Source organism: Halostagnicola larsenii XH-48 (genome assembly GCF_000517625.1).
GTDB lineage: Archaea > Halobacteriota > Halobacteria > Halobacteriales > Natrialbaceae > Halostagnicola > Halostagnicola larsenii.
In genome coordinates this window covers 117623-136630 of the sequence record NZ_CP007055.1, presented here as the reverse complement: position 1 = coordinate 136630, position 19008 = coordinate 117623, and the positions used below count along the sequence as shown (strand labels likewise).

The 19008-nt window shown below is 63.0% G+C and carries 22 protein-coding genes and 1 tRNA gene; 9 read left to right on the top strand and 14 right to left on the bottom strand.

The window, feature by feature from the left end; translation table 11 throughout:
• Positions 1 to 232 precede the first annotated feature (232 nt).
• The 3 genes from HALLA_RS21565 (at position 233) to HALLA_RS00680 (ending at position 2793) form a co-directional block, all read left to right on the top strand.
• A complete protein-coding gene (locus HALLA_RS21565) occupies positions 233 to 367 on the top strand; it encodes a DUF7859 family protein (RefSeq protein ID WP_277921470.1) in 135 nt (44 codons plus the stop codon).
• Positions 368 to 557: 190 nt separating this feature from the next.
• A complete protein-coding gene (locus HALLA_RS00685) occupies positions 558 to 1553 on the top strand; it encodes a hypothetical protein (RefSeq protein WP_049951588.1) in 996 nt (331 codons plus the stop codon).
• 121 nt (positions 1554 to 1674) lie between these two features.
• On the top strand, positions 1675 to 2793 hold the full coding sequence (locus tag HALLA_RS00680) for an aminopeptidase (protein WP_049953955.1): 1119 nt from the start codon (positions 1675 to 1677) through the stop codon (positions 2791 to 2793).
• 142 nt (positions 2794 to 2935) lie between these two features.
• Here the strand turns inward: HALLA_RS00680 and HALLA_RS00675 are convergent, their stop codons facing one another.
• From HALLA_RS00675 to HALLA_RS00660, 4 genes are all read right to left on the bottom strand, one after another.
• Complete coding sequence (locus tag HALLA_RS00675; protein WP_049951587.1) at positions 2936 to 3709, bottom strand: SDR family oxidoreductase; 774 nt, start codon at positions 3707 to 3709, stop codon at positions 2936 to 2938.
• Positions 3710 to 3822: 113 nt separating this feature from the next.
• Complete coding sequence (locus HALLA_RS00670; RefSeq protein WP_049951586.1) at positions 3823 to 4299, bottom strand: type IV pilin; 477 nt, start codon at positions 4297 to 4299, stop codon at positions 3823 to 3825.
• Between the two features lie 491 nt (positions 4300 to 4790).
• Positions 4791 to 4865: transfer RNA gene (locus tag HALLA_RS00665), tRNA-Arg, on the bottom strand.
• 47 nt (positions 4866 to 4912) lie between these two features.
• A complete protein-coding gene (locus tag HALLA_RS00660) occupies positions 4913 to 5290 on the bottom strand; it encodes a YccF domain-containing protein (RefSeq protein ID WP_049951585.1) in 378 nt (125 codons plus the stop codon).
• Between the two features lie 183 nt (positions 5291 to 5473).
• On the opposite strand from HALLA_RS00660, the gene HALLA_RS00655 reads away from it, so the two are divergent.
• A complete protein-coding gene (locus HALLA_RS00655) occupies positions 5474 to 6040 on the top strand; it encodes an AAA family ATPase (protein WP_049951584.1) in 567 nt (188 codons plus the stop codon).
• A complete protein-coding gene (locus HALLA_RS00650; RefSeq protein ID WP_049951583.1) occupies positions 6037 to 6462 on the top strand; it encodes an RNA-binding domain-containing protein in 426 nt (141 codons plus the stop codon). The genes HALLA_RS00655 and HALLA_RS00650 overlap by 4 nt, the downstream gene beginning before the upstream one ends.
• A 30-nt stretch (positions 6463 to 6492) precedes the next feature.
• On the opposite strand, the gene HALLA_RS00645 is transcribed toward HALLA_RS00650, so the two are convergent.
• From HALLA_RS00645 to HALLA_RS00635, 3 genes are all read right to left on the bottom strand, one after another.
• Positions 6493 to 7443, bottom strand: a complete 951-nt coding sequence (locus HALLA_RS00645) for a hypothetical protein (protein WP_049953954.1) — start codon at positions 7441 to 7443, stop codon at positions 6493 to 6495.
• Between the two features lie 109 nt (positions 7444 to 7552).
• Positions 7553 to 8947: a signal recognition particle protein Srp54 gene (locus tag HALLA_RS00640; RefSeq protein WP_049951582.1), complete on the bottom strand. Its 1395-nt coding sequence runs from the start codon at positions 8945 to 8947 to the stop codon at positions 7553 to 7555.
• Positions 8948 to 9030: 83 nt separating this feature from the next.
• Entirely contained in the window at positions 9031 to 9630 is a 600-nt protein-coding gene (locus tag HALLA_RS00635; protein ID WP_049951581.1) for a hypothetical protein, read from the bottom strand.
• Positions 9631 to 9994: 364 nt separating this feature from the next.
• Here HALLA_RS00635 and HALLA_RS00625 point away from each other — a divergent pair, with 364 nt between their 5' ends.
• Both HALLA_RS00625 and HALLA_RS00620 read left to right on the top strand, forming a co-directional pair.
• The gene (locus tag HALLA_RS00625) at positions 9995 to 10204 is read left to right on the top strand and encodes a type II toxin-antitoxin system HicB family antitoxin (RefSeq protein WP_049951579.1); all 210 of its coding nucleotides are present in this window, start codon (positions 9995 to 9997) and stop codon (positions 10202 to 10204) included.
• A gap of 72 nt (positions 10205 to 10276) precedes the next feature.
• On the top strand, positions 10277 to 11737 hold the full coding sequence (locus HALLA_RS00620; protein WP_049951578.1) for a dihydrolipoyl dehydrogenase: 1461 nt from the start codon (positions 10277 to 10279) through the stop codon (positions 11735 to 11737).
• Positions 11738 to 11896: 159 nt separating this feature from the next.
• Here the strand turns inward: HALLA_RS00620 and HALLA_RS00615 are convergent, their stop codons facing one another.
• Positions 11897 to 12097 (bottom strand): hypothetical protein, encoded by a 201-nt coding sequence (locus tag HALLA_RS00615; protein WP_049951577.1) that lies wholly within the window; start codon positions 12095 to 12097, stop codon positions 11897 to 11899.
• Positions 12098 to 12251: 154 nt separating this feature from the next.
• Positions 12252 to 13046, bottom strand: a complete 795-nt coding sequence (locus tag HALLA_RS00610) for a sulfurtransferase (protein WP_049951576.1) — start codon at positions 13044 to 13046, stop codon at positions 12252 to 12254.
• 281 nt (positions 13047 to 13327) lie between these two features.
• Here HALLA_RS00610 and HALLA_RS00605 point away from each other — a divergent pair, with 281 nt between their 5' ends.
• The gene (locus HALLA_RS00605; protein ID WP_049951575.1) at positions 13328 to 14194 is read left to right on the top strand and encodes a sulfurtransferase; all 867 of its coding nucleotides are present in this window, start codon (positions 13328 to 13330) and stop codon (positions 14192 to 14194) included.
• A gap of 64 nt (positions 14195 to 14258) precedes the next feature.
• On the opposite strand, the gene HALLA_RS00600 is transcribed toward HALLA_RS00605, so the two are convergent.
• The gene (locus HALLA_RS00600; RefSeq protein WP_049951574.1) at positions 14259 to 15473 is read right to left on the bottom strand and encodes a polysaccharide deacetylase family protein; all 1215 of its coding nucleotides are present in this window, start codon (positions 15471 to 15473) and stop codon (positions 14259 to 14261) included.
• Between the two features lie 176 nt (positions 15474 to 15649).
• On the opposite strand from HALLA_RS00600, the gene HALLA_RS00595 reads away from it, so the two are divergent.
• Positions 15650 to 16279 carry a hypothetical protein gene (locus HALLA_RS00595; protein WP_049951573.1) on the top strand — a complete coding sequence of 210 codons (630 nt, stop codon included), beginning with the start codon at positions 15650 to 15652 and terminating at the stop codon, positions 16277 to 16279.
• Positions 16280 to 16309: 30 nt separating this feature from the next.
• Here the strand turns inward: HALLA_RS00595 and HALLA_RS00590 are convergent, their stop codons facing one another.
• From HALLA_RS00590 to HALLA_RS00575, 4 genes are all read right to left on the bottom strand, one after another.
• Positions 16310 to 16582 (bottom strand): DUF7553 family protein, encoded by a 273-nt coding sequence (locus tag HALLA_RS00590; RefSeq protein WP_049953953.1) that lies wholly within the window; start codon positions 16580 to 16582, stop codon positions 16310 to 16312.
• Between the two features lie 184 nt (positions 16583 to 16766).
• Positions 16767 to 17600 (bottom strand): hydroxyethylthiazole kinase, encoded by an 834-nt coding sequence (gene thiM / locus HALLA_RS00585; protein ID WP_049951572.1) that lies wholly within the window; start codon positions 17598 to 17600, stop codon positions 16767 to 16769.
• Positions 17597 to 18316, bottom strand: a complete 720-nt coding sequence (gene thiE, locus HALLA_RS00580; protein WP_049951571.1) for a thiamine phosphate synthase — start codon at positions 18314 to 18316, stop codon at positions 17597 to 17599. The genes thiM and thiE overlap by 4 nt, the downstream gene beginning before the upstream one ends.
• 81 nt (positions 18317 to 18397) lie before the next feature.
• On the bottom strand, positions 18398 to 18997 hold the full coding sequence (locus tag HALLA_RS00575; RefSeq protein ID WP_049951570.1) for a GNAT family N-acetyltransferase: 600 nt from the start codon (positions 18995 to 18997) through the stop codon (positions 18398 to 18400).
• Positions 18998 to 19008: the final 11 nt, after the last annotated feature.

Genomic DNA, 19008 nt, shown 5'->3' with positions numbered 1-19008 from the left:
AGCGCCCCGGTCTCGGGAATGTCAGTAGGCGATGGAGGGCGGGAGACCGGGACATCACTGGCTACACCCCCCACAGAGAAATACCCGCGGTTAGCTAAAATCCGAGTTTTAGCTAGCAAAACCGCCTTCGAGAGGGGAATCGCTTCTCAAGCTGATCGGGAAATCGGTCACTACAGTGATGGGTCGCTTGAGGTCGAAACGATTTTGCGCCGGCAGAGTGTATGGCTCGCCAATGCTGGACCTGCTCCCCGACGACCCGGTCATCATCGTGGTGGTCGTGATACTGCTGTCGCTGATCTTCTTCTCGTACATGCTGGTTCGTCGGACCATCCTCGAGTTCCGAGAGGGGATGGACGGCGATCGGTAACCGCCGGTCACGGACTCGACCCCGCGACAGACGATCGGTCGACCGCTGTCTTCTCTCTCGGCCGAACGCAGTTCCGTCGCTCGGCCAAACTCGGCTTCGTTACTCGGTCTGGCCCGGCCGGCACCCGCGAATATCGGTGAGGTTATTTCACCGACAGATTCATTTCGGTGTCACGTCTGCGAGAGACTGAATGGTCCCCACTCCAACCGAACCGGACGAATACGCGACCGATCCCGACGAGAGCCCGAGCGGGTTCTGGTGGCACGTCGGCCGAATCACGGACCGACTGGACGACCTGGCGGTGTTTGCACTGGTTCCACTCCTGACGGCGCTTTTGAACGTTTCTAACGTTCGACGGACGCTCGCGCCGAACCGGGGATTTTCTATCAATCTCGAGTTCGCCCTCCCGTCGACTTTGCTCGATCTCTGGTCGCTTGCCACCCCGCCGGAACCCGCCCCTGCGAGCACGGGCGGCGTGTATGGATCGCCCGCGACGGACCCGACGAGTCCAACCGGTGGGACGCCGCCGAGTGGGTTCGACGGCGGCGGACCGACACCGGGCGGTACCGATCTGACCGTCGACACGCCGTTCGACATCGTCGTTGGCTTGCTCGAGTCGATCGGACTCGCTATCCTTCCGCTCATCGTCATCGGGGCGATCGTCTCCGTCGTCGTGATCGCCGTGCTCGAGGCGATCTACGTCGGCGGACTCGACAGGCGACTCGAGCACGAACGGATCGAACCCGTCGCCTGCGTTCTGCGGTACGCGCCGCGACTCGTCCTCTATAACCTCCTCATCATCGGTGTGTTCGCGGTACTGGCCCCGGTTCTGCTCGTCGCACCGCCTCTGGTACTCCTGGCGTTCCCCGTAATGATCGTGCTCGCGTATCTCTTCTACGCCGTCCCGTTCCTGTTCGTCGTCGACGACGCCCGCTTTCTCGAGGCATTCCGCCGATCCCACAGGATGGCGGTCGATGGCGGCGCGTACTTCTGGTTCGCAGTCTGGCACGCCGTGACCGCCGCCGTCGCCTCGCTCGTCCTTTCGATCCTGGTGAGTATCGGCGGGCCGGTCGGATTACTGCTCGCGCTCGGTCTCGCAACGTCGCTCGGACTCGTGTTGACCGCGGCGACGGTGTCCTTCCTGCGAGAACTGGTCGAACTCGAGGGACAGCGATGGACGATGTAGCGGATCGAGTGGGGTGATCCGCCGCGGTGGGTTTGCGAGCGGCGAGACCGTCGTTAGTGGTCGCTTCCGAAACCAACCGGATCACAAACCGTTTTTCACGGCCGGGTCCGACTACCCGGGTATGGACCCACGCATTCGCGAACACGCCGAAATCATCGCCAACCACTCCGTCGACATGGAGGCGGGCGACAACGTCGTCATCGACGCTCATCCCGTCGCCGAAGACCTCGTCGTCGCCCTGCACGAGGTGATCGGCGACATCGGCGCGAACCCCGTCGCGACGAGCCAACGAACCGGCACCCGAAACCGTCGCGCGTATCTGAAAGCCGCGGGAGCCGACCTCGCAGACGACGAGTTCGAAACCCCCGAACACGAACGGGCGCTCATCGAGAACACGGACGTCTACATCGCGATCCGAGCCAGCGACAACGTTACGCAGACGAGCGACGTCGATCCGGAGGTCAGCGCCGCCTACCGGCAGGCCCAGCGCCCGATCCTCGAGGAGCGACTCTCGAAGCGCTGGTGTCTCACCCAGTATCCCGCGCCCGCGAACGCCCAACTCGCAGAGATGAGCACCGAAGCCTACGAGAACTACGTCTGGGACGCCGTCAACAAGGATTGGGAGGGAGTTCGCGAACACCAACAACAGATGGTCGAAATCCTCGACCCCGCCGACGAGGTTCGTATCGTAAGCGGCGACACCACCGATGTGACCATGTCGGTCGAGGATAATCCGACGATCAACGACTACGGCGAGAACAACCTACCCGGCGGCGAAGTCTTCACCGCGCCCGTCCCCGACAGCGTCGAGGGAGAGGTGCTGTTCGACATGCCGCTGTACCACCAGGGCCGAGAGATCACGGACGCGTATCTCGAGTTCGAGGACGGCGAGGTCGTCTCCCACTCGGCCGAAAAGAACGAAGAGACGCTGACCGAAGTGCTCGAGACCGACGACGGCGCTCGACGCCTCGGCGAACTGGGCATTGGGATGAACCGCGATATCGACCAGTTCACCTACAACATGCTATTCGACGAGAAGATGGGCGACACCGTCCACATGGCGGTCGGCCGAGCCTACGACGACACCGTCGGCGAGGACAACGAACAGAACGATTCCGCGGTCCACGTCGATATGATCGTGGATATGAGCGAGGATTCGTTCATCGAAGTCGACGGCGAGGTCGTCCAGCGCAACGGGACGTTTCGCTTTGAGGACGGGTTCGAGGAGAGCGAGGTCTGAGCCTGCGAAGACCTCGGATCGGAACGGCGAGCATGCGAGCCGTGGAGACGGGTTCGAAGCGTAAATTTCGAAACGAACGGCAGTCAATTGCGCCCTCTTCATCGAAGGTTTGGGTCGATCGATTTCGAGCAAATCGCTCGAGTTACTGCGTGTTCGTCATCCCGCCATCGACGATCAGTGACTCGCCGGTGACGTAATCCGACAGGTCGCTCGCGAGGTACAACGCGGCGTCGGCGACGTCTTCGGGCTGGCCCGCACGCCTCGAGGGAATCGCCTGAACGAATCCCTCCTCGGCGTCGGTCCCCATGATCTCGACGTCCTCCGTCGTCATCGTCGTCTCGATCAGTCCGGGATGAATCGCGTTCACGCGGATGCCGTCCGGGCCGAGATTCGACGCCATCGCGTAGGTCAACAGTCGAATCGCCCCCTTGGTCCCACAGTAGGTGATGTAATCGGCCGACCCCTCGAGTCCCGCGACCGACGAGAGGTTGATGATCGAGCCGCCGTCGGCGTCGACCATCCGTTTGGCCGCGGCCTGCGCCCCGAAGAAGGTCCCCTTGACGTTGATGTCCATCATCCGATCGTAGGTTTCCTCGTCGACCTCGAGGAACTCGTCCTCGTGGAAAATCCCTGCGTTGTTCACCATCACATCCACCCCGCCGTACTCCTCGGCGGCGTCGACGGCGTCCTCGAGTTCCGATCGACTCGTGACATCGCACTCGACGTAGGTCGCACTGGCGTCCGTTTCGGAGTCGATCAGTTCGTGGGTGGGTTCGCCGCCCTCCCGCGGTTCTTCCTGAATATCGGCGATTACGATATCGGCCCCCTCGGTCGCGAACCGCCGGGCCATCGCTCGCCCGTTTCCACTCGAGGCGCCGGTGATTACCGCAACGCGGTCTGTGAGCATTGATGACATTGCACTGGATCTGGCTACGAGTATCCTAATAAAATCGAGTGGAGAGCATCACCTCGAGCAACCTACCCGTAGCTGACCGTCGGCTCGGGGTGTTCGTTCGAGATCCGCGCCAGTCAGTCTGTCCCGCTATATTCGAACCGATCCAGGATCGTGCTCCGGTCGTTGGCGTTCCAGACGACCTGAATCTCGCCGCCGTCCGCATCGAGACCACCGTCCGAATCCTCGGCGAGCGTAATCGAATCGCCGGTCGAGGTCGAATTATCCCACGAATTGCTCTCGATGCCGCCGCTGTCGTCGTCCGCCGTCGCGGACAGTTCCTCGGTCATCCCGCTGCCGGTGATCGTCACCCCCGCGGCATCGAAGTCGTCACCACCACCGTGGGCGATTGTCACCGTCTCGTTGTGTTCTTGAAACTCGAGGTTAACCGTCGGCTGTGACGTCTGGTCGGGGATCATGCCCATGACGAGTCCCCCGATAATAGCAGCCATGATCACGGTGATCCCGACCATGAGGACGATGCCGATGACGGGACTTACTGCGCGATCGTTCGACGATTCCGCTCGCTCGAGTGAAAGTGCGTTCAGATCCATTGTGGAACAGCCTGCGAACGGACGGCAGTGCGACGCCGGGTGCAATTGGCGATCTCGAAACCGCTCGAGACCGACGTTCGATGCTGGTTCGCGAATCCGTCCGGTTCGACCAGTACTGTGGAAGCCTCCTTCGTTTTCTATTAAAAACTCTCGCGTGCGCTCACCGTCGGGCAGGGAGTCTCGAGTGCGTTCGCTTCCACAATAGGAACAGAGTCGTTCGATTCGGAGCGCTGTGGAGAGCGATGGAAAACGATAGCAGACGGAGGGGACGGTACGTAGCGTGAGGAATTCTGATTTTCTGAATGGAACCGAAACGAATATCTCTCGAATATATACGATTTCCAACTCGATGCTTACGGATAGGTAGAACTCCGAGCGATTAATTTCTAGAAGGCACGATGGGATTCGAACCACGGTCGCAGCAAGCTGCTCCCTGATTCGAACCCATCGTGGTCCGTTCGACGTGCCTCGCCGTTCTCGGCACGTTCTCACGGGCACGATGGGATTCGAACCCACGACCGTCGGATTAGAAGTCCGACGCTCTATCCAGACTGAGCTACGTGCCCTCGAGTACGGTTCGCCCCCCAAAGGCCATAAGCAGTTGGGATTTCCCTCAGCCGTGGAAGCGATACAACGAGGTGACGAACGGCAGTCGGTTAACCAGCCAGACTGCGACCGGTAAGCCGATAATGGTAATCGCGAAGATGACAGCGAGGTTCGCCCAGAGGAAGCTCAGCCACCAGCCCACGAAGACGAAGTACAGCGCTCGAGCGAGCAGCGAGTGCTGACCCCGGGCGAGATCCGGTTCGGTGAACGAACGCGACTCCTGTAGCGTCAACACGGTCGGGACGAGATTGGTGAGTTTGATTCCGATCGGTGCAAGGATGACGGTCACGTTGAGCGCCCAGGCCAGATTGACCACGATCGGCGTGAGCCACCAACCGATGCAGACGAACCAGAGCGCCCGGACGAAAAACGAGTGCTGAGACACGGGAGACAGAAGCTCTTCGCGCGGGATAATCCCGTCGGTTGGTTCGTTCCTCCGCCTGGTATCGTCGGGTAGCAGTTACTCGAGCGGGTTATCGGGCGGTAACTCGAGACAGGTCCAATCGAGTTCCGCCGGGCCGCGAACGAGACACAGCCCTTATGCAGCCCTCGCCTGTATCTCTCCCCGATGCACGTCATCGGAACGGTGGGGTTGCCCGGCAGCGGCAAGGGCGAGGCAGCCACCGTCGCACGCGAAGAGGGAATTCCTGTCGTGACGATGGGCGACGTCGTCCGTCAGGAGACCGCCGACCGCGGACTCGACCCCGCGAAAGACCACGGCACCGTCGCGCAAGCGCTTCGCGAGGAAAACGGCCCAGCGGCGATTGCCGAGCGGTCGCTGCCGATGATCGAGGACCGCCTCGAGCGCCACGACGCCGTCCTCGTCGACGGCATCCGGTCGGGCGTCGAAGTCGACGCGTTCGAAGAACGATTCGGGTCGGACTTCACGCTCGTCAGTATCGAAGCGCCGTTCGACCTCCGCGAAGAGCGAATCGACGCGCGCGGTCGGGACGCAAGCGAGGACGACGGCGGCGAAGGCCTCGCGGCGCGCGACGAGCGCGAGCGCGGCTTCGGCATGGACGACGCGATGGAACGAGCGGACGTCGTCGTCGACAACACCGAGACGCTCGAGGCGTTTCACGACCGGATCCGAACCATCATTCGAGACGGCGAACAACGGGTACACAATTCATGAGCGCAGCGCAAACCGACATCTACCGCGTCGACATCGAGATCACGGCACCGGTGTACGACACCGAGGTCACCGCTCGAGTCGCCGACGCCGTGACGAACGTCTTTCCGAACGCCGACTTAGCGGAGAGCCTCGGCGAGATCAGGGGAGAAGCACACTCGATGGAGCAGTTTTCGGAGTTGCTTCATCGCCAGGAAATCCTCGACACCGCCCGCGGCGAGTTCTTCTCGAGCCGGGAGGGACAGACCTTCAGCTTCGCGCTGAAAAAACAGGCGGCGTTCGAAAACCGGGTGAACTTCTCCGTCGGCGAACCCGACGAACTCGGCGAAATCGCGGTCCGGGTTCGCGTCGACGAACCGACGCTCGAGGAGTACGTCGATCACGTCGCGCCGCCGACCGAGGACGGACGGCCGGTTGACGCCTGATTGTAGCAGTTTTCTATCGATTCGTCAACGTTAGCAGTTTTCGGCCGCCTCGAGGGCGTCTTCTCCTTCGCTTCGCGATCGTTGTGCATCGACGATGTCACCGTCGTCAGCAGCGGTTGCAGCGTCAGCGAACGCCGCCCCGGCCGTCTCGAGGTGACCGCTCTGACATCGACCGTTCTCGAAGTACTCCGCGAGACCCGACGGAGCGTCCGATTCGCCGTCGGCAAACGTCTCCGTCGCGTCACCGAACGAATCGGCCGCGCTCTCGAAGGCCGTCGCCGCGCGTTCGTACTCGCCCGCATCGAATCGTTTCTCGCCCTCCTCGAGCGATTCGTGGCCGGCGAGCATCGAGTCGTAGCCCGAGAGCAGCGACTCGACGGATCCAAGCACGTCCCCGAGCGTTTCGACTCCCGACTCGACGCGGTCGAGGTCGACGATCGAGTGTTCCTCGAGACGGCCCCGGTCGAGACCGTCGAGGGTTTCCATCGCTCCATCGTAGCTCCTGCGAGCCTCGGCTGTCTCCTCACGACGGGTCTCGAGCGTGTCGTCGGCATCCGACGTGTCTCCGCCGTCAATTTCCGCTGAGACGGCCTCGACGTCCGCCGCGAGCGAGTCGTCCGTGAGCGTTTTGAGGACACCGATCATGGCCTCGAGAACGTCCGCATAACTGTCCAGTTCCTGGGCGATATCCGAGTCCTCGACCGACTCGAGTTCGCTTCGCGCGGTATCGATGAACGCCTGTGGCTCGTCCGGTGAAAAGTCGGCTTCGCTCGGATTCTCGAGGCCGCTTTCGGCACCCTCGATGGAAACTGCGGCCTTGTTTAGCTTGCCAACCGCGCGGTTGATAGCACGTTCTTCGTCGCGGTGGTCGTCCGGAAGCTGTTCTCCTTCGTCGGAGCCCAAGACGCCGCCCAGACAGCCGGCGAGAGAAGAGACGACGGCGAGACCGCCCGCGGTCGAGAGATACTGACGACGATTCATACTGACGCACGCGTCTACGGCGGCATGAAGGTGATGGCCGAAGTGACCACGGACGGACAACTCGAGCGCTACATCCTCGATTCGCTCGACGCTCGAGGTCAACACGCGGTTATCCGAACGGCCCCATCCCGCCCATGCCGCCGCCTCCGCCGCCACCGCCCTGTTGCATCTGTTGCATCATCCGCTGCATCTCCTTTTCTGAACCCATGCCCTGGAACTGCTTGATCGTCCGCTCCATCATCTTGAACTGCTCTAAGAGCTCTCGGACCTGCTGTTCGTCCGTGCCCGAGCCGCGGGCGATCCGCTTTACCTGATTCGCACCGATGGCCTTCGGGTACTCCTTTTCGGCGTCGGTCATCGAATCCATGATGACTTCGAAGGTCCGCATCCGCTCTTGGGTGACGTCCATCGCGTCGTCGGGGAGCTGGTCTTTGATCCCGCCGCCGAAGCCGGGGATCATGTCCATAACCTGATCTAGCGGCCCCATGTTGTTCATCGCCTGCATCTGCTTTTGCATGTCGTTCAGGGTGAACGAGCCCTGCAGCATGTCTTCTGGATCCCAGTCTTCCTCTTCGTCTTCGGTCTGGGCCATCGCGCGCTCGACGCGTTCGGCGAGCTGGCCGAGGTCGCCCATTCCGAGCAGTCGCGAGATGAAGCCGTCGGGTTCGAACCGTTCGACGTCCTGTACCTCCTCGCCGGTTCCGAGGAACGCGATCGAGGAATCGGTCTGATCGACCGCCGTCAGCGCCCCGCCACCCTTCGCCGTCCCGTCGAGTTTCGTGATGACGACGCCGTCGATGCCGATCGACTCGTCGAACTGCTGGGCCTGATCTTTCGCGCCCTGACCGATCGCCGCGTCGAGGACGAGCAGGGACCGATCCGGCTCGACGACGCCTTCGATCTGCTCGATTTCGGCGATCAGGTCGTCCTCGAGCGCGTGGCGACCCGCCGTGTCCACGATATGGACATCCGCGTCACTGGTCGCCTCGAGCCCCTCGCGGGCGATCTGGACGGGGTCCTCGCCGTCGGGGTCGCCGTAGAACTCGACCTCCGCGCGCTCGCTCATCTGCTCGGCCTGTTCGAACGCGCCGGGCCGGAAGGTGTCCGTCTGGATGACGGCCGGGCGGAGTCCCTTCGTCGAGAACCACCACGCCATCTTCGCCGCGGAGGTCGTTTTCCCCGACCCCTGCAGTCCCGCGAGCAGGATCGTCTGCTCCTCGAGCGGGAGGTCGGTCGACTCGCCGATGAGGTCGACCAGTTCTTCGTAGACGATGCGGAGGACGAAATCGCGCGCCGGCGTTCCGGCGGGCGGCTCTTCCTCGAGCGCCCGCCGTTCGATGTTGTCCGACAGCTCCATGACGAGCGAGACGTCGACGTCGGCAGAGAGCAGCGATCGCTGGATCTCCTTGACGATCTCCTCGACGTCCTCTTCGCTGATCCGTGACTTCCCGCGGAGTTTATCGAGGGTGCCCCGAAGGGAACTCCCGAGATCGTCGAGTACCATTTGCTCGGTGTACGAGACGGCGGCGTTAAAGCCTTTTTCTGTGGTGGCCGAAAGCGACCCGGTCGATTACGACGCCAGTACGATCACAACCCCAGTAACGCGTCCAGTACAATCTGTCCGGGGATGGCGCCGACGAAGACACAGAGGACGAGCGCGGTAACCGTCTTTTGGATTCGTTTTTCGTACTCGTCGAGCTCGTTACTATCGTCGCTCGCGAGTTGGAGGGCGCGAATAGGACGCTCGTAAAACGGCGTCTCGCGATAGCCCGAGGGCTGATTCTGTAGGTACCGTTCCCGCAATCGCCGCTGTTTCCAGAACGACCACGCGGTGTACCCAATCGTCGAAACCGCAGTTCCGGTGAGCGATAGCAGCCAGATCCACCCGCTGATCGGATCCTCAAGGTGGGGTTGATCGACGAACGGCTCGTCGGACTCGATGAGCAAGACCGCGACCAGCGCGAACATGGAGAGTATCGTCAGCAGAAGGAACACGAACGCGAGCCGAGCGAACAGCCCGCCCAGATCGGGCGGGATCACGATCGCACGGATCCACGACCGGTCATCGCCCTCGCCGTCTTCACCCCCACCATCTTCCCGTCTCGCGTTTTCGGTGTCGGTTTCCGACCAGCCGCGTTCGTCGTCGTCATCGTCGTCGCCCGATCCGATCCGAATTCGCATGACCATGAGTAGTCGTTATTCAATCGTGGCGACTATTGAATGATTCCGACTGTACATATCTATTATAGGATCTATGTGCGTGTGGACCGAGCCGCTGAGTCGTTCGCCCGGCTCGAGGACGTTCCGAGTGATCGCGACATCGGACGTTCCCAGCGGGTCAGCTAACGCGCGCCGGTCCGAGCGGCAGTCGTCGTACGGAGGAGGGCCGACCTCGTCGATAGAAACGCGCTCCATACTCGAGACAGTGACACGAATTAGCAAACAACTGTGGCGCAAACCGGACGTGATTTCGTACAGCTTGGACCAATCCACACTCGAGCGCAAGCCCGTTGTCAGCAGATATTTGACGCCACCGACGATAGCATCGCGTATGACCAGTGACGCGCGCGACGCGGGCGACCTCGCGGACGACGAGTCGATCACCGTGACCGTCGAGAACGAACTCTACATCGCAGAAGACACAGAAACTGGCGTCTCGAGCCAGGGGCAGACCGAAGAAGCCGCCCTCGAGAATCTCGCGGCCACGCTCGAGACCTACCACGAGGGCTCGCAGGACGACGACGGCGGCGACTGGCTCTAAGCCCAGTAAACTCCACTCGAAGCCGTACACAGACCCCGGTTATTTGGCCATCGTCGTGGTCGAGAGCCGCGCATGGAAGACTACGACATCGTCGTCCTCGGGGGCGGATCCGGCTCGCAGGTCGCGACGGCAGCGGCCGAGAAGGGACTCGAGGCGGCCGTCCTCGAACCCGGCCCGCTCGGCGGGGCCTGCATCACCCGCGGCTGCGTACCTTCGAAGGGGCTCATCCACCGCGCGGACGTCATCACGGAGATCCGCCGCGCGGATCGGCTCGGGATCGACGCCGACGTGACCGACGTCGCATACGGTGAGATAACCGACGCGATCCACGAGACGGTTTTCGAAAAGGCGGGTAACCAGCGCGAGAGCCTCGAGGCGAACGATCGGATCACGCTCTACGACGCGGCGGGTCGGTTCGTCGACGAGCGAACGGTCGAACTCGTCGATCCCGAAAGCGAGGACGGCGGTGCCGACGCCGACGGACGGCGGATCCGGGGCGAGGACGTGATCGTCGCCGTCGGTTCGAGACCGACGGAGCCGCCGATCGACGGCCTCGTGGACCTCGAGTACCTGACCAGCGACGACGCGCTGTACCTCGAGGAACGGCCCGATCGGCTCGTGATCGTCGGCGGCGGTTACATCGGAGCCGAACTCGGCTACTTCTTCGGCGCGCTCGGCACCGAGGTATCGATCGTCGGGCGAAGCGATCAGCTCGTCCCGCGGGAAGACGACGACGTGAGCGCGGTCGTCACGGACTCGCTCGAGCGCTACTGCGATCTTTATACGGGCTTCGAGGCGACGGCCGTCTCGAGTCGAAACGGGGGCGTCTCCGTAACCGTCGAGCCGACGGAAAATAGGGATAACGGGGACACAACGGAAGAACTCGAGGCCGACGGCCTCCTCGTCGCGGCCGGGAGACGACCGAACGCGGACACGCTCGACCTCGAGGAGACGGGCCTCGAGACGGCCGACGACGGCTCGGTTCCAGTCGACGAGACCCTCGAGACCGACGTGGATGGAATCTGGGCGCTCGGCGACGTCACCGGTCAGTTCCCGTTCAAACACATCGCGGACTACGAGGCGGAGATCGTCTCGGCGAACGTGCTGGACGACCAGCAACGGGCGGTCGAGTACACCGGCGTTCCCCACGCGATTTTTACGTCACCGCAGGTCGCGAGCATGGGACACACGGAGTCCGAACTCGCGGCGGCGGATCGGGAGTACGACGCGGCGACGGTCCCCTACGGTACCGCACCGATGGGGATGGTCCTCGAGGCCGACGACGGGTTCGTCAAGGTGCTGGCGGCCCCCGACGGGGAGATACTGGGCTGTCACATCGTCGGTCCGCAGGCCTCGACGCTGATCCACGAGGTCGCCGTCGCCGTCCAGCGCGGCGACGGAACGGTGGCCGATATCGCCGAGACGGTCCACGTCCACCCGGCGTTGAACGAGGTCGTACTCGCGGCGTTCGACGAGGTCGCCTCGAGGCCCTACTCGACGACGCCGGACTGGCGGGACGTGAGCGGGCTCTAGCGGTGGTCCTGATCGCGCGGTTTCGATTTCCCAGCGTTCGCTGGGGTGGTCGTCGACATCCCCGAGAACCTGTTCTCTCACTGCGATGAATCGGCAGAAAACGACAGCAACCGCATCGTCCGTTCTGACGAATGCGGCCGGTGATGCGTGTCTCAGCACTTAGCGGAATCGGCGAGACGCACGGAGCAGGATCGAAGCCGCCGTTCCGATCCCCGGAACGCGCGAGGAGAGGGCGGCAGCACCGAGCAGTAGGAGGCCGCCGGCCCGCCGTCCCTTCGCGAATTCGACCAGCGCGTCGATCACTGTCGTGACGGTGCTCGCTTTCTTGAGCGTCTCCGCTCGAGTATCGGTGGTAGACATCGGTTCGGGTAACCCAAAGCGTCTCCCAGAAAAACGCCCTTGGCCTGCCCACGCAAGGTTCCTCGACGATCACGGTGCTCCGGTTTTGCTGACCAGCGCTCTCGGACACGACTGAGAGTAGCGGCGCTTGGCTCCAGTATCCGGCCCGCAAACGCTACTCGCTGCCGGTCTCGAGCACGCCGTCCGCCGCGATCCACTCCGAGAGGCTCCCCTCGTAGAACGCGATGTTCTCGTAGCCGAGCGCCCGGAGGACGACGTAGGTGTGGCTGATCCGCCGCGCCGTGTTACAGTAGAGGACGATTTCGCGGTCGGGCGTGACTCCGTGCTCGGCGAGCAGTTCCTCGAGTTCGGATTCGGGTTTGAGTCGGCGCGTCTCGTCGTCGACGACCTCGCGCCAGTCGAACCGAACCGCGCCGGGCAGGCGGGCTTCTTCGTACTCGTCTCGCTCGCGGGTGTCGACGAAGATCGCGTCGCGCTCGAGCGCGGCTTCGACCCCTTCGAGATCGATCAGCGGGCTCTCCTCGGCGGACAGCGGATCCGGCTCGTAGCTCGAGGACTCGAGTTCGGGCTCGTCGGTCGTCGTCTCGCGCTCGCGATTCCACGCGCTGAAATCGCCGTCGAGGAGCCGAACGTCTTCGTGGCCGTAGACGCGCGCGGTCAGGACGAACCGCGCGGCGAACACGCCGTGCATGTCGTCGTAGGCGACGATGGTGTCGTCGGGTTCGATTCCAACGCCCTCGAGCAGGTCGGCGAACGCCGACGCGTCCGGAAGCGTTCCCGGTTCGTCGCTCGTCTCGTCGCGATAGCTGTCGAACGGGACGTTGACCGCACCCGGAATGTGTCCGATGGCGTCGAACTCCCAGGCGTCTCTAACGTCGACGAGACGAATCGACGGATCCTCGAGGTGCGCTGCGGTCCACTCCGGCGAAACGACGTAGGCGTCGTCCATTGGGGAGACCATCTCGACGCAGCCTCGAGAGGGCACCGGTTCCGGCACCGCTCTCGTCGGTGCCGAGGTTGTGGCAAAAATATCCGGCACTCCGTGCGGACGAACGACCGTTGAATGGGTAACATTCGAAAAACAGGCTGAAACTGCAATAAACGCCGGGTTCAGCCACCATCGTTTGGTCAGCGCGTTTCGATGAGGCAATATTATCCGATAAAATGAAGCGGTGACGGCATTATCCGGTTAGAAGGGGAACTATGTGTGTCAGGTTCCTACGGGTAGGTATGGCAACAGACTACGCCAACGACGTACTCGTAACGGCTGATTGGGTCGAAGACCGACTCGACCAGTTCGAAAGTGACGATTCCGACCTCCGATTGGTCGAAGTCGACGTTGACACGGAGGCCTACGACGAGGCCCACGCACCGGGCGCAATCGGATTCAACTGGGAAACCCAGCTTCAGGATCAGACGCGACGAGACATCCTCGAGAAGGAAGACTTCGAAGACCTTCTGGGCAGCCACGGCATCTCCGAGGACTCGACCGTCGTCCTCTACGGTGACAACTCCAACTGGTTCGCCGCCTACACCTACTGGCAGTTCAAGTACTACGGCCACGACGAGGTCTATCTGCTCGACGGCGGCCGCGAATATTGGCTCGAGAACGACTATCCGACGACCGACGAGGAGCCGGACTTCCCGGCCGTCGAGTACGACGCGGCAGGACCGCGCGAGAGCATCCGCGCCTACCGCGAAGACGTCGAGAACGCGATCGAACGCGGCGTTCCGCTCGTCGACGTTCGTTCCCCGGAGGAGTTCCGCGGGGACATCCTCGCGCCGCCAGGACTCCAGGAGACGGCCCAGCGCGGCGGTCACGTCCCCGGTGCCCAGAACATTTCCTGGGCGGCGGTCACGGACGACGACGGCCTGTTCAAGAGCCAGGAGGAACTCGAGGAACTCTACGCCGAGAAGGGCATCGACGGCGACGAGACGACCGTCGCTTACTGCCGAATCGGCGAGCGATCGTCCGTTGCCTGGTTCGCACTGCACGAGCTACTCGGCTACGAGGACGCCGTCAACTACGACGGATCCTGGACCGAGTGGGGTAATCTCGTCAATGCGCCGGTAGAGACAGGCGAAGCCGACAACTGAGCGAAGCGAAGAGTCGGCTTCGGAAAAGCGAGCGGGGAAAAAGTGACCCGCGGAACAGTGAAGCTTAAAACACGTACTTTTCTTCGACGTCGCTCGGGAGAACAACCTCGAGGTCGCCATCCGACGCCATCTCGCTGAGCGTTGCCATCGTCTCCTCGAGGGAGTCGAGACGGTCATCGTCGAGTTCGTTGTAGTAAATCGTCGTGAGGCCGTTCATCTCGGCGGTTCGCTCGAGCAACTGCGCTGCGTCGTCTGCATCCGGATTGCCGACGCGCGGGCAGAGTTGCGGGTTCGCGATCTCGCCGCCGACGCCGTACCCGTTCGCGAATCCGAGGTCGTGGTGGCTTTCGACGGCATCGACAGCGGCTTCGTCGAACCGGCCGAGCGGGTACGCGAAGTAGCCGGCACCGTCCTCGAAGCCGTTGTCCTCGAGCCACTCGACGCCGGCCTCGATCTGAGCGGCCGGATCGTCGGACTCGGTCAGGTCGGCGGTCGTCGCCGACTGACTGGCGATCGTCCAGCCGTCGTCGTGCAGTTCCTCGAGCTGTTCGAGGTCCATGCGGGAGTCGCTCCCGACGTAGTTGGTGTTGACGAACGCCGTCGCCGGAATGTCGTACTCCTCGAGGACCGGGTAGGCCTCGGTGTAGGTCGTCTCATGCCCGTAGTCGAACTGCACCATCACCGTCCCCGTCTCGAGGCGTGGAACGAAGAAGAGGTCGTCACACCAGAACGTTCGCTCCTTCTCGGTGCCCGTCCAGGTCGTGATCTGAATGGAGGTGATCTCGGAGACGTTCGGATCGCCGACGATCTTGCTGACGCCGAAGTTGTATCGCATCAACGGCAGGTCGGGGTCGACCCGACCGCGATACTCGATCCGGTCACCGCTGTCGTCCGAAAGCTGGATGATCGGATTCAAAATGATGTCCGAAGCGACCGCCATTCCGGGAACCTGATCGGAGAAGTCCTGTGGGGAGTCGAACGTGCGCGAGATCATCACGCGCTCGTCGGACATGGCTGACTCGAGTTTGACCGATTGAGAACCGACTAACGATCGGTCTTCGTCGGCGGACATGGACCCTTCCTTGGTGAACCAGTAATCGAGGTCCTCGAAGTCGTCGAAGGTCCCAGTCTCGTCGTCGGGGCCGTCGCCACCGTGGTCTTCTGGCGTATCGTCGTTCGGATCGTCTTCGTCTTCTTCGTCCGGGTCTCCACCCGAACCCGCACAGCCTGCAAGCGCGACCGCACCGGCCGCCGTCACGAGATAGGTTCGTCGTTTCATTGTGCATCCGAGAACAGTTCGGATGAGGTGATTGTTATCGCGTCGTTACTGTCCTCGGAGCCAACGGAAGGGACCGCGTACCGAGCGGTAGGGACCGCAAAACTACGGCGACGCTCACGTGGCCTGCGTGAGATCGACACGACACACCTAACTCGAAGCCGGTCGAAACGGAGTCCATGACGGATGCCGAGACTGTCCTCGACCGCGTTCGCGAGAGCAACCAGACCGCCCTGTCCCGACTGGGGTCCTCGAAGTCACTGTACGCGAGCACGGACGGCGACATCGACACCGAGCCCGTGCTCGAGGCGACCGCCGACGCCGAATACGCCGCGTGGCAAACCTTCGACGAATGGGCGGGAGACGAGTCGAACGAACAGGCTCGCGAGGCGTTCGAAACGACGGCCGATGAGGAACGAAGCCACTACGAAACCGTCTCCGAGCGACTCGACGAGTACGAACCCGACGATGTCCCCGCGCTCCACGAGTACCTTCGCGGACTCGAGTCGACGGTTCCCCGCGTCGGCGCGTTCGCCGGCCGCATCCTCGCGAGCAAGCGCTCGAAAGAGCAGGTAGTCGGCTTTTTCGTCGGTAACGCGGACCCACAGAGCGCCCAGCTGTTTCGCGATTTCGGCGACGATTTAGACGACCAACTCGAGCGCGTAAGCGACCTGCTCGAGGCAGTGTGTGACAGTGACGACGAGTGGGAACGGGCAGAAGAAGCCGCGACCGAAGCCATCGAGGCTGCCTACGGCGAGTACGTCGAGAGCCTCGAGGCGATGGGCGCGAACCCGAAGCCCGTCTGTTGATTCGAAACGGTCCGAACGGGGTTTGTCCGCTCAGACGCCTTCGAGCGTTTCCCGGAACTCGTGGATCGACTCGAGGGCGTCCTCGACGCGATCCGCCACCGCACCGCCTTGCTCATCGGCGATTTCGTTGAGAATGTGTTCGTGGCGAGCGAGTCGGCCGTGATCGGGGCCGCGACCGGCCGTCGCGAGCTCTTCGAGTTTGGTCGATTGCGTTTCGAGTCGGTCACTAGCCTCGTCACTGTCTGCTGCTTCCGCCGCTTCCGACAGTGACTGGGCCGCGTCTTCGAGCGCAGTTCGTGTCATAGGTTCAGATTGGCGTTCACGCTCGAGGGACATAGCTGTTGGAGACTTCGATCGGTCGAAACCGGTTTTGGATCGACGAAACGAGTCTTCGGTCGGTCGACGAGAATTGCTCGAGCCAAGTTGCTCGAGGCGGGTCATTCGGGCGCGTCAGTCGTTTCGCTCGGGTTAGGTTACGCGAACCAGCTCACTCGAGGCGGGTCACTCGCCCCTCGAGGTCCACCTCACCGGCGACCTCGAGGGAGAACCCAGCGACGGAGTCGAGGAAGTTCGTCCGATAACTCGCGGGGCCGTTGTATGGCAAGTCGGTCGCGCGTTCACCGGCGAGCCCGAACGCGAGCGTCCCGTAAACAGCTCCAGTGCGGGCGTCCTCGAGTGCGCCACAGAACGCGGCGAGGGTCGCACCGAGCATACAGCCGGTGCCGACGACTTCGCCCATCATCTCGTGGCCGGCCGAGACGGAGACCGCGCCATCGGCGTCCGCGACGATATCTTCGACGCCGGAGGCGACGACGATCGAACCGGTCGAGTCAGCGAGCGAACGAGCCGTCTCGTCGATCTCGTCGTAGTCGCCGATCGATTCGACGCCCTTGACGTCAGCCTCGACGCCCGAAAGCGCGCTGATCTCGCCGTAATTACCCTTTATGACGGCGAAATCGACCTCCGATAACAGGCTCTCGGCGACGGCCTTTCGGGACGGAGTCGAGCCGACGCCAACTGGATCGAGGACGACCGGGATCCCCCGATCGTTGGCCATCCGCCCGGCCTCGTGCATCGCCTCGACGTTGTCGTCTGCGATCTGTCCGGTATTGATGAGAATCGCCCCCGCGATTTCGGCCATCTCGCCGGCGTCGCCGAACGAATCCGCCATCACCGGGAGCCCGCCCCAGTGGAGGATGAGGTTCGCCACGTCGTTCATCGTCACCTGATTCGTCAGCGCCTGAACGAGCGGTTCTTCCCCACGAAGCTGCTCGAGCGCCGTCTCGAATTCTCGGGTAGATACAGCGTCGAAGTCGATCATTCGAGTACACCTCCGTCGTCGACGGCCTTCCCGGTTTCCCCGGTCGTCACGCGTCGACCGTTCGTACCGCGAGCGTCCTCGAGGACGGATTCGACGGCCTCGACCAGTGATTCCGTCGCCTCGAAGGGATCGTCGGCGGCCGTAATCGCGCTGATGACAGCGACGCCCGTCGCGCCCGACTGGACGACCGGTCCCGCGTTCTCGACGGTTATCCCGCCGATACCGACGACAGGAATCGACACGGAGTCGACGATCTCTCGAATCCGCTCGGGACCGATCCCGTCTTTCGACTCCTCGACGTCTTTCGAAGACGTGCCGTACACCGCCCCGACGCCGAGGTAATCCGCGCCGTCGGCTTCGGCTCGCGTCGCCTCGGCCACCGTCGAAGTCGAACAGCCGATGATCGCGTCGGGCCCGAGCAAGTCTCGAGCGACCGCGACCGGGAGATCCGACTGGCCGAGGTGGACGCCGTCGGCGTCGATCGCCCGCGCGAGATCGACCCGATCGTTGACGATCAGATCGACGCCCGCAGCGTCGGTGAGTTCCTTGCACTCGAGGCCGATCTCGTATCGGTCCCGTGCCTCGAGGCCCTTGTCTCGGAGCTGGACGGCGTCGATCCCGCCGTCGATCGCCGCCCGAACGATCTCGGGGGTCGACCGGTCGCCGGATAGTGACGACTGGGTGACGAGGTAGGTTCGCCACGTCGATGGATTCATGGGAGATACCAGGAGGTGGTCGAGTAAATCGCTTTGGACTGATCGGGTCGAAAGCGTTCGAGAGCGTCCGAACTGCGTCGCCTACGACGACTCGAGGTGGGGTTCGCCCGTCGCGACCAGTTCGTTCCAGTCGGGCGAGTCGCGAACGACGGGGAACGGATCGGGACGCGACGGGTTCTCGGGCTTCGTCGCGATTTCCCGTCGCCACCAGCGCACGTCGTGCCACTCGCCCTGCGTGTAGCCGACCCGCGGAAAGTCGGCGAATCGCTCGAATCCGAGTCGTTCGTGAAACCGGACCGTCTCCGGGTTCGGCAGCGTCGTCACGGAGTAGGCGTCACAGACGCCCTGTCGCTCGAGAATCGCGAACAGCGACGCGTACAGCCCACGGCCGATCCCACCTTGTCGGGCGTCTTCGGCGACGTAGACGGAGAGTTCGACGACCCACTCGTAGGCCCGGCGCGGGCGCAACGCGCTCGCGTAGGCGTAGCCGACGACTTCGCCGTCGCGTTCGCAGACGAGCCACGGGTAGGTCTCGAGAGTCGCCTCGACGCGCTCTGCCATCTCGGCTTCGGTGGGGACCGATTCCTCGAACGTCACCGCCGAGTCCTCGCAAAACGGGGCGTAAATGTCTCGAATCTCGGCGGCGTCCGCCGGCGTCGCGACTCGGATTTCGGACTTCATAGTCGCAGTTC